This is a genomic window from Moritella viscosa (assembly GCF_900120065.1).
Lineage (GTDB): Bacteria > Pseudomonadota > Gammaproteobacteria > Enterobacterales > Moritellaceae > Moritella > Moritella viscosa.
In genome coordinates this window covers 70,667-79,070 of the sequence record NZ_FPLG01000082.1, presented here as the reverse complement: position 1 = coordinate 79,070, position 8,404 = coordinate 70,667, and the positions used below count along the sequence as shown (strand labels likewise).

Genomic DNA, 8,404 nt, shown 5'->3' with positions numbered 1-8,404 from the left:
CTTGGCGATATCCCTACAATCTATTTCATGACGATGTCATGTTAAAGCATGGTGCGGAAGGAGAGACTTGAACTCTCACACCTTGCGATACTAGAACCTAAATCTAGCGCGTCTACCAATTCCGCCACTTCCGCACAATATTCTTTATCTTTACAAGGTTGGTAGTATTGAATGGTTAGAGTTCAATAAACCTTATAAAGTTAACACTGACCTAAGTCTGTGTTGGTATATGGCAGGGATATGAGGATTTGAACCTCAGAATCCCGAGATCAAAACCCGGTGCCTTACCGCTTGGCGATATCCCTACAATCTGTTCATGAACATTACTTATTAAGTAAGTCATGTTAAAGCATGGTGCGGAAGGAGAGACTTGAACTCTCACACCTTGCGATACTAGAACCTAAATCTAGCGCGTCTACCAATTCCGCCACTTCCGCACAATATTCTTTATATTTATAAACTTGGTAGTGTTAATCAAATTAATGAGAAACAGTGTTTATAAATTTAACAATCCGCTAAATAGCCAATCGTTTATATAATGGCAGGGATATGAGGATTTGAACCTCAGAATCCCGAGATCAAAACCCGGTGCCTTACCGCTTGGCGATATCCCTACAATTTGAATTAAGATGGTGGCCATGACGGGACTTGAACCTGTGACCCCAGCATTATGAGTGCTGTGCTCTAACCAGCTGAGCTACATGGCCATCTTAAATCTCATTCCGACTAGCAGTTAACTGTTTCGTTGGAACGGGGCGCATTATGCTAATTACAGCTAAGTTCGTCAACTATTTTTTAGTTAAAAAACGTTTTTAACTACGCCTGTCGAAATTCTGTACGAATCCTGTTGTCACTCTATGCTATTTGTAGCAAAACTGCAATTGTTGATAATTTAAAGCGTCTATAGCCAATTTTTATTATTGTAATTGAGTTTAATGATTTATTTGATATTTACTTCTGTTAATCAATACTAAGTGGTTTTATTGCAACAGGATTATAAAGAGTATCAAAACAAAAACGCTGGCAATTGCCAGCGTTTGATTGTGCTAGCTTAAGTAAAGTTATACGTTAAAACGGAAATGTACAACATCACCATCTTTAACGATATAGTCTTTACCTTCTAGACGCCATTGACCTGCAGTCTTAGCGCCTGCTTCACCTTTGTTTTCGATGAACGCAGCATAAGGTATTACTTCAGCACGGATAAAACCTTTTTCGAAGTCAGTATGGATTTTACCGGCTGCTTGTGGCGCTGTTGCGTTTACTGGGATAGTCCATGCACGTACTTCTTTAACACCTGCAGTGAAATAAGTTTGTAGTGTTAGTAGTTCGTAACCTGCACGAATTACACGGTTAAGACCTGGTTCTTCAATACCCATGTCTTCCATGAACTCTGCACGCTCTTCGTCTTCAAGTTCAGCAATGTCAGATTCCATTGATGCACAAATAGCAACAACGACTGCATTTTCTGTTGCAGCAAGTTCACGTACTGAATCTAAGAATGGGTTATTTTCAAAACCATCTTCATCAACGTTAGCGATATACATTGTTGGTTTTAATGTTAAGAAGTTCATGTAATCAATCGCAGCAACTTCGTCTTTCGTTAATTCTAACGAACGGATCATTTCACCTTCAGCAAGGTGTGCTATGATTTTTTCAACAACTGGCACTTCAAATTTAGCGTCTTTATCGCCGCCTTTGGCTTTTTTAGCTAAACGCAGCAGTGCGCGTTCACAGCTGTCTAGATCGGCTAGTGCAAGTTCAGTATTAATGATTTCGATGTCATCTAATGGTGAAATTTTGTTGTTCACGTGAATGATGTTTTCATTTTCAAAACAACGTACAACGTGACCAATTGCATCTGTTTCACGGATGTTTGCTAGAAATTTGTTACCTAGACCTTCACCTTTTGATGCGCCAGCTACTAAGCCTGCGATATCAACAAATTCCATTGTAGTTGGTAATACGCGCTCTGGGTTTACGATTGCAGATAGTGCATCTAAACGCTTATCTGGTACAGGCACAACACCCGTATTCGGCTCGATTGTGCAGAATGGGAAATTGGCAGCTTCGATACCAGCTTGTGTTAATGCATTAAATAGTGTTGATTTACCTACGTTTGGTAAGCCTACGATACCGCATTTAAAACCCATGATTTTTACCTTCTTTGCTATGTACTAAAATTGGTTCACACAGTTAAATTATTTACCTGAGTGTGTTGAATTATTTCTTTTTTTATTAATCATTGCGCTTTAAACGTATGTAAACGACTCATCGCTTTGGTCATGCCGTCTTTAGCTAAAATATCGATACAGCGAACTGCTTCATCAATCGCCGCATCCATTTGTTCTTGTTCTTTGGCTTGTGCTTTACCAAGTACGTAACTAGTTACTTTGTCTTTATGACCAGGGTGACCAATGCCAATACGTAAACGGTAGAATTCTTTGCTGTTCGCCATCTTGCTAATAATGTCTTTAAGACCATTATGACCACCATGGCTGCCGCCTTGCTTAAATTTAGCCACACCAGGTGGTAAATCGAGTTCATCATGAACAACTAAGATTTGTGTTACATCAATACGATAAAACTTAGCTAACGCTGAAACCGACTTACCACTTAAATTCATGAATGTAGTCGGGATTAATAGTCGCACATCTTGGCCAGCAATCGCTATTCTTGCTGTGTAACCAAAATATTTAGCTTCTTCACGTAATTGCGTGTTGTGCCATTTCGCTAATTCGTTAATAAACCAAGCTCCGGCATTATGACGGGTGCGGCTGTATTCTTGTCCTGGATTAGCCAGGCCGACAATTAAACGAATGTCGTTGCTCATGGTATACCTATTATTACTGTAATGATGGCTTAATGCGTATTCGAGTCAGTCGACCCTTACTCATTGAATAAAAAACGCGCTATTTTACCTTGTGTCAGCGCAAAGCTCAACTGACGTATCCATCAAGTTGAATGATAGTGCGCTTATGGCTTAAAGTATTCGCAGCTTTAGATAAACAAAAAAACCGAGCCTGGTAATACCAAACTCGGTTTTTATTGCATTGCTTAAATTAAATTCTGGGTTAATTTAATTATTTAAACATTGCTGAAATAGATTCTTCATTGCTAACGCGACGGATTGATTCTGCTAGCATAGGGCTAAGGCTCAATACGCGTACGTTTGGTAGTGCAGCTACTTCTGGAGAAAGTGGAATTGAGTCTGTTACCACGATTTCATCAATGCAAGAATTACGTAGATTCTCTACAGCGTTACCTGAGAATACTGGGTGAGTCGCGTAAGCAAATACACGTTTCGCACCATTTTTCTTTAGCGCTGTTGCTGCTGCACATAATGTACCACCAGTGTCGATCATGTCATCAACCAAGATACAATCACGGTCTTTTACATCACCAATAATGTGCATTACTTGTGCTACGTTTGCTTTTGGACGACGTTTGTCGATAATCGCAAGGTCTGCTTCATCAAGTAATTTAGCGTTAGCACGTGCTCGTACTACACCACCGATATCCGGAGATACGATAACTGGATTCTCAAGATTCTTTTCTTGCATGTCTTCTAATAATACTGGCGTACCAAATACATTATCAACAGGCACATCGAAGAAGCCTTGAATTTGTTCTGCATGTAGATCAACCGTTAATACACGGTCAACACCAACACTTGAAAGGAAATCGGCTACAACTTTTGCTGTGATTGGTACGCGAGAAGAACGTACACGACGATCTTGACGAGCATAACCAAAATAAGGAATAACTGCTGTGATACGACCCGCTGATGCACGACGCATCGCATCAACCATGACAATTAATTCCATTAGATTGTCGTTCGTTGGTGCACAAGTAGATTGCAGGATGAAGATATCTCCACCACGTACATTTTCTTCAATTTCTACACTAATTTCACCATCGCTAAAGCGACCAACTTTGGCTTTGCCAAGTTGAATGAAAAGGCGGTCTGCAACTTTCTGTGCAAGTTCTGGTGTAGCGTTACCAGCAAAGAGCTTCATGTCGGGCACGGTGTAACCTCAGGTAATCGATGTATTTGGCTGGGATATAATTATACTCCTAGTCAGCGAACTGCCTAGTAGAGATCCCCAGCGTTAATCTCTTAGAATTTGGTAACAACTTAATAGCTAAGATTCAGGTATCGTATTTATTTTCACTAGTTCATTATTATTGCGCCGTATTTTTCAATCATGCAATAGTCACGCTTTCTAAATCACGTAATAGTGGTGATTTATTTAAGCCCTTCGCGATATAAATTTGCATGCCTTTAGGCGCTTTCGCTAATACCGTTAATGCACCAGACTTAGTTTTAAACTCAGAAAAAATACAACAACCGGAACCCGTCAGTCGAGATGGCGCATATTTTAGCAACCACTCTAATGCTTTTGCAACCTCAGGATGACGTTTTTTCACAGTTGGCTCAAAGTCATTTAGCCATTCGTCTTGTAATAACTGATTCAGCGGGCGTTTTGGCGTATCACGTATTAATTCTGGATCAGAAAATAATTTTGCCGTATTGACCTGTGTGTCAGGTACGACAATAAGATAATAGTTCTCATCCACCTCAATAGAGGTAAGCTGCTCACCTATTCCTTCTGCAAATGCAGCATGTCCACGGACAAACACAGGTACATCCGCACCGAGCTTGACGCCAATTGCGGCTAATTGGTCTTCATCTAGGTGTAATTGCCAAAGTTTATTTAACGCGACTAAGGTGGTTGCTGCGTCTGAAGAACCACCACCAAGGCCACCGCCCATAGGTAGATTTTTGGTTAGTTGAATATCTGCACCTAATGGTAGTGCTGAATGCGCTTTAAGCGCTATTGCTGCTTGATAGATAATATTGTCGGTAACGGGAATACTTGGGATCTCTGGCGTAATAGTGATGGTATCACTGAGGTTTGGGGTAATCGCTAACTCATCACCGATATCAACAAATTGAAATAAAGTTTGTAATTCATGATAGCCATCGGGGCGACGACCATTAATATACAGGAAGAGATTCAGTTTTGCCGGTGCTGACCAATGGCTAGTATTTTGTTGCATTTAAATTCCAGTTTCGAGTCGTGATTTTTATACGCATGTCGTCTTTTTTGATAACGATATTTTTAGGTAACCAAATATTATCGATTAATTGATAATGAGTATAACTGATGTGCCAACCGAGTGGGTGATTAGCTTGGGTTACACGGCCGTAACCATCGAGCTTAACGTCATCAGTAAGTGGTTCTCCAATGATCCAAGCGCGTAATTCATTCACAGGAATTGGGATTGGGCTAAGTTGGTTAATCAGTGCTTGAGTGTTGTGACCTTGGTATTGTTGGTCATCATCGAGGATTAATGTCGAGATATTGTCATTGCGCTTGATAGTAAGTATATGAATACCGAAGGGGCCTGTGAGGTTAATCTTGAAATCATTAACAAATTGCTGCCAGTTTAAGGTTGCGGAATTACGTGAGTCTGGGCTAATAACTGCTATTTGACCTTGCACCTGCCAGGCTTTGATTGATTGTAATTGAACTTGGTGTTGTTGCCATAGTTGTTTTGGACTACCTACTGGAGCTTGGTATTGAGTCGTTGTACTACAGGCACTTAATAATATACTAATGATAACAATGTAAATAGAACGCTGGAATGTCATAAGATACTCAAAAAAATAAAGTAATGATGATAAAGAACAAGCATGGAGTTATAAAAACAGATATGCTTGGCTTTGTCACTTTAAAAATTCATACTTTTTGCGTAGAATAGCCTCCTATTTGTTTTACAACTATCCACAGTAAGTAATACATGACTCTGTTAGCACTAGGTATAAATCATAATACGGCACCTGTATCACTACGTGAAAAGGTTGCTTTTTCACCTGACAATATTGAAGAAGCGTTCGCCAGCATTACGGCTGAAGGCATCGCTTCGGAAGTGGTAATTGTTTCAACTTGTAATCGTACCGAGATATATTGCAAAATTGAGCAAGGACAGCCCGAACGCGTTACGCAGTGGTTAGTTGATTTTCATCAGGTGCAGACTGATGAATTAGCAGCATGTACTTATCGCCATTACGATACCGATGCGGTACGCCACCTCATGCGAGTGGCTGGTGGCTTAGATTCACTGGTATTAGGTGAACCGCAAATTTTAGGGCAGATAAAGCAAGCCTTTGCGAAAGCAAAACAGTTAAACTCTGTTGCTCAAACCTTAGATAAGCTATTCCAAAAAACCTTTACAGCCGCTAAGCGTGTGCGTACCGAAACTGAAATTGGTGCTAATGCAGTATCTGTGGCTTTTGCGGCGGTTAGTTTAAGTAAACATATCTTTGATGATTTATCTAAAACGCGTGTGTTGCTGATTGGGGCGGGTGAAACCATTGATCTGGTTGCGACTCATCTTGCGGATCAGAATGTCTGTGAGATGATGGTGGCTAACCGTACTTTATCTCGTGCGCAAGTGCTGGGTGATAAGTTTGGTGCCAGTACCCTGACATTAGAAGAGATCCCTCAGCATTTACATAATGCGGATATTGTTATCAGTTCAACGGCAAGCCCATTACCTATTATCGGTAAAGGGATGATTGAAAGTGCATTAAAACTACGCAAGCAAAAGCCTATTTTCTTGGTTGATATTGCAGTGCCTCGGGATATTGAAGAAGAAGTCGGCGAGTTAGGTAATGCATATTTATACACTGTCGATGACCTCCAGGGCATCATTGAGCAGAATAAAGAAGCGCGTCAAGATGCTGCAGAGCAAGCGGAGCAGATCATTAATGAAGAAACACAGCTGTTTGCTGAATGGGCAGCTTCATTATCAAGTGTTGATTCTATTAAAGAATACCGGAATGCGGCAATGGCTGAAAAAGAGCTGTTACTTGAAAGAGCGATAGCCGCGCTACAAAGTGGTACTGACCACGAACGTGTATTAACAGAATTAGCTAATAAGTTAACTAACAAGCTTATCCATGCGCCGACGCAAGCACTCGTGAGTGCAGGCAAGCGTAATCAAGATGACGAGCTATTATTAGTGCGTCGTGTCGTTGGCCTTGATTAGTTACCACGTCCCTAAAATAAAATAGATATTGCCGTTGCTGATAATTGAAATTCATTAGCAACTGGTTACTCTATTTCAAACTGTTTTGGCATATATTCGGTATATCAATAGTAAATTATCGGAAAGCAATCGACTATTTCCTTACATATAGGTATCCTTGCCGATCACAACAAAGAAATAATCCATATTCAATTACTGAAGCAACCTATAAGACTTCGGTGATCTATTTAACGGTAATACGAGAGTAAAGATGAAAGCATCGATCATTACAAAATTAGAAGCCCTAATTGAACGCCATGAAGAAGTTCAAGCACTATTAGGTGAGCCAGAGATCATCAGTGATCAAGACCGTTACCGTGCACTAACAAAAGAATACGCGCAATTAGAAGAGTTAGTTACTTGTTTTAAAGAATACCAAGACGCAAAAGAAGATTTTGAATCAGCAGAAGAGATGTTAAAGGACGATGATCCTGACATGCGTGAAATGGCTGTTGAAGAATATAAAGAAAGTAAAGCGACGGTTGCGCGTGTCAGTGATGAATTAGAAGTTTTGTTGTTACCACGTGACCCAAATGACAGCAATAACTGTTTCTTAGAGATCCGTGCTGGTGCGGGTGGTGACGAAGCCGCAATCTTTGCAGGCGACCTTTACCGTATGTACTGTAAGTATGCGGAGAAAAAAGGCTGGCGTTTATCTATCATGAACTTAAGCAACAGTGATCAAGGCGGTTACAAAGAAGTTATTGTTAAGATGGAAGGTGACGCAGTATTCGGCACCATGAAGTTTGAGTCTGGTGGTCACCGTGTACAGCGTGTACCAGAAACTGAATCACAAGGTCGTATCCATACCTCAGCTTGTACTGTGGTTGTTATGCCAGAGATCCCAGAGTCAGAAGCGATTAGTATTAACACTGCAGATCTTAAAGTTGATACGTTCCGTGCATCTGGTGCTGGTGGTCAACACGTAAATAAAACCGATTCTGCGATCCGTATTACTCATATTCCTACGGGGACTGTAGTTGAGTGCCAAGACGAGCGTTCACAGCATAAAAACCGTGCACGTGCGATGTCTATTCTACAAGCGCGAATTCAAGCGGCAGCAGATGAAGTTGTACGCCTAGAAGAAGAAAGTACACGCCGTAGCCTAGTGGCAAGTGGCGATCGTTCTGAACGTATTCGTACTTATAACTATCCACAAGGTCGCGTTAGTGATCACCGTATCAATCTAACACTTTACCGTCTAAATGAAGTGATGGAAGGTGAATTAGACGTATTGATCCAACCAATTATTCAAGAACATCAAGCGGATCTGTTAGCGGCGCTTGCTGAAGCAGACTAGGTGTAT

At 40.8% G+C, this 8,404-nt stretch carries 7 protein-coding genes and 5 tRNA genes; 2 read left to right on the top strand and 10 right to left on the bottom strand.

Features of this window, described 5'->3' with window-relative positions; translation table 11 throughout:
* Positions 1-49 precede the first annotated feature (49 nt).
* The 10 genes from BT797_RS11110 to lolB all read right to left on the bottom strand — a co-directional run bounded on the left by BT797_RS11110 (position 50) and on the right by lolB (position 5,659).
* Positions 50-134, bottom strand: a tRNA-Leu gene (locus tag BT797_RS11110).
* A gap of 96 nt (positions 135-230) precedes the next feature.
* Positions 231-305, bottom strand: a tRNA-Gln gene (locus BT797_RS11105).
* Positions 306-352: 47 nt separating this feature from the next.
* A tRNA-Leu gene (locus BT797_RS11100) sits at positions 353-437 on the bottom strand.
* A 102-nt stretch (positions 438-539) separates the two neighbouring features.
* Positions 540-614, bottom strand: a tRNA-Gln gene (locus BT797_RS11095).
* Between the two features lie 16 nt (positions 615-630).
* Positions 631-707: transfer RNA gene (locus BT797_RS11090), tRNA-Met, on the bottom strand.
* A gap of 354 nt (positions 708-1,061) precedes the next feature.
* Positions 1,062-2,153, bottom strand: a complete 1,092-nt coding sequence (gene ychF / locus BT797_RS11085) for a redox-regulated ATPase YchF (protein WP_045111856.1) — start codon at positions 2,151-2,153, stop codon at positions 1,062-1,064.
* Positions 2,154-2,242: 89 nt separating this feature from the next.
* Complete coding sequence (pth, locus tag BT797_RS11080) at positions 2,243-2,833, bottom strand: aminoacyl-tRNA hydrolase (RefSeq protein ID WP_045111855.1); 591 nt, start codon at positions 2,831-2,833, stop codon at positions 2,243-2,245.
* Between the two features lie 250 nt (positions 2,834-3,083).
* A complete protein-coding gene (locus BT797_RS11075) occupies positions 3,084-4,028 on the bottom strand; it encodes a ribose-phosphate pyrophosphokinase (protein WP_045111854.1) in 945 nt (314 codons plus the stop codon).
* A 178-nt stretch (positions 4,029-4,206) separates the two neighbouring features.
* Positions 4,207-5,064, bottom strand: a complete 858-nt coding sequence (gene ispE / locus BT797_RS11070; protein WP_075472098.1) for a 4-(cytidine 5'-diphospho)-2-C-methyl-D-erythritol kinase — start codon at positions 5,062-5,064, stop codon at positions 4,207-4,209.
* Positions 5,048-5,659 carry a lipoprotein insertase outer membrane protein LolB gene (gene lolB, locus BT797_RS11065; RefSeq protein WP_045111852.1) on the bottom strand — a complete coding sequence of 204 codons (612 nt, stop codon included), beginning with the start codon at positions 5,657-5,659 and terminating at the stop codon, positions 5,048-5,050. Before lolB ends, ispE begins: the two co-directional genes overlap by 17 nt.
* Positions 5,660-5,808: 149 nt before the next feature.
* Between lolB and hemA the strand changes: the two genes are divergently transcribed.
* Together hemA and prfA are read left to right on the top strand one after the other, a co-directional pair.
* Complete coding sequence (gene hemA, locus BT797_RS11060) at positions 5,809-7,059, top strand: glutamyl-tRNA reductase (RefSeq protein WP_045111851.1); 1,251 nt, start codon at positions 5,809-5,811, stop codon at positions 7,057-7,059.
* Between the two features lie 250 nt (positions 7,060-7,309).
* Positions 7,310-8,398 (top strand): peptide chain release factor 1, encoded by a 1,089-nt coding sequence (gene prfA, locus BT797_RS11055; protein WP_045111850.1) that lies wholly within the window; start codon positions 7,310-7,312, stop codon positions 8,396-8,398.
* The last annotated feature ends 6 nt before the right edge of the window (positions 8,399-8,404 follow it).